Origin of the sequence: Spirillospora sp. NPDC049652, assembly GCF_040675125.1 — a bacterium.
Taxonomy (GTDB): Bacteria; Actinomycetota; Actinomycetes; order Streptosporangiales; family Streptosporangiaceae; genus Spirillospora.
In genome coordinates this window covers 1-1,061 of the sequence record NZ_JBFAOF010001567.1, presented here as the reverse complement: position 1 = coordinate 1,061, position 1,061 = coordinate 1, and the positions used below count along the sequence as shown (strand labels likewise).

Below are 1,061 nucleotides of genomic sequence, written 5' to 3'. Positions count from 1 at the left end.
CGGCGCACGCGGCGGCGGCGCTCCGGCAGGGCCGCGCCGACCTGGCACTGACCGACCTGCCCGTCCCCGGGGACCTGATCGCCCACCCGGTGGACCAGCGGGAGGTCGTGCTGGTGTCGCCGCCGGGCCTGAAGCTGCGCGAGCCCGTCCCGACCGCCGCCCTGAACGGGATGAGGCTGGTCCTGCCCGCGCGCGGCACGGCCCCGCGCGCCGAGATCGACATGATGCTGGAGCGGGTCGGGGCGTCCCCGGTCGCCGCGGTGGAGCCGGAGGAGCGCGCCGCGTGGCTCGGCTGCGTCCGGGCGGGGCGCGGCTCGCTGCTCTGGTACCGCAACCAGCTCGGGAACGACACCGACGGCCTGGCGGTCCGCTCGTTCATGCCGCCGCTGACCCGGCTGGTCGGGATCGTCCACGCGCACCGGCAGCTGCCCCCGGCCGCCCGGGACTTCCTGGCCTTCGCCAAGGACAATCCGAGGCCCGTCCACCACCCCTGACCTGCTTCGCGGCGGATCGAGGGGTCCGCGGACATGCCATGATCGAGGGCGTGGAGACGACGCATGCCCTCTGGCTGCTGGCTGTGCCGGTGGTCGCCCTCGCCGTGGCCGCGCTCGCCCGGCGCAGCCGGATCGCCGCCCCCCTGGCCCTGGTGATCGCCGGCCTGATCTGCTCGTACCTGCCGGGGGTGCCCGGTTTCGCGCTCAATCCCGAGTTCGTGCTCTACGTCTTCCTGCCGCCGCTGCTGTTCTCGGCGGCCTGGCAGAGCAGTTTCGTGGACCTGCGCGCCAACCTGCGTCCGATCGCGTTCCTGTCCATCGGGCTGGTGCTGTTCACCACCCTGGTGGTCGGCTGGGCCGTCCACCTGGCGGTGCCGGGGCTGCCGCTGCCGGTCGCGCTGGTGCTCGGCGCGATCGTCGCCCCGCCGGACGCGGTCGCCGCGGTGAGCGTCGCGCAGCGGCTCGGGCTGCCGCGCCGCACGGTGACGATCCTGGTCGGCGAGAGCCTGTTCAACGACGCGACCGCGCTGACCGCGTTCCGGGTGGCGGTCGCGGCCGCCACCGGCG

2 protein-coding genes are annotated in these 1,061 nt (G+C 75.2%); both read left to right on the top strand.

All coding sequences use genetic code 11. The features are described 5' to 3' along the window. The coding region (locus AB0J52_RS41980) for a LysR family transcriptional regulator substrate-binding protein (protein ID WP_500188894.1) at positions 1–494 on the top strand (494 nt) is incomplete at its 5' end. 50 nt (positions 495–544) lie between these two features. Continuing rightward, positions 545–1,061, top strand: a 517-nt coding sequence (locus AB0J52_RS41975) for a cation:proton antiporter domain-containing protein (RefSeq protein ID WP_500188892.1), incomplete at its 3' end; no start/stop codon positions are given.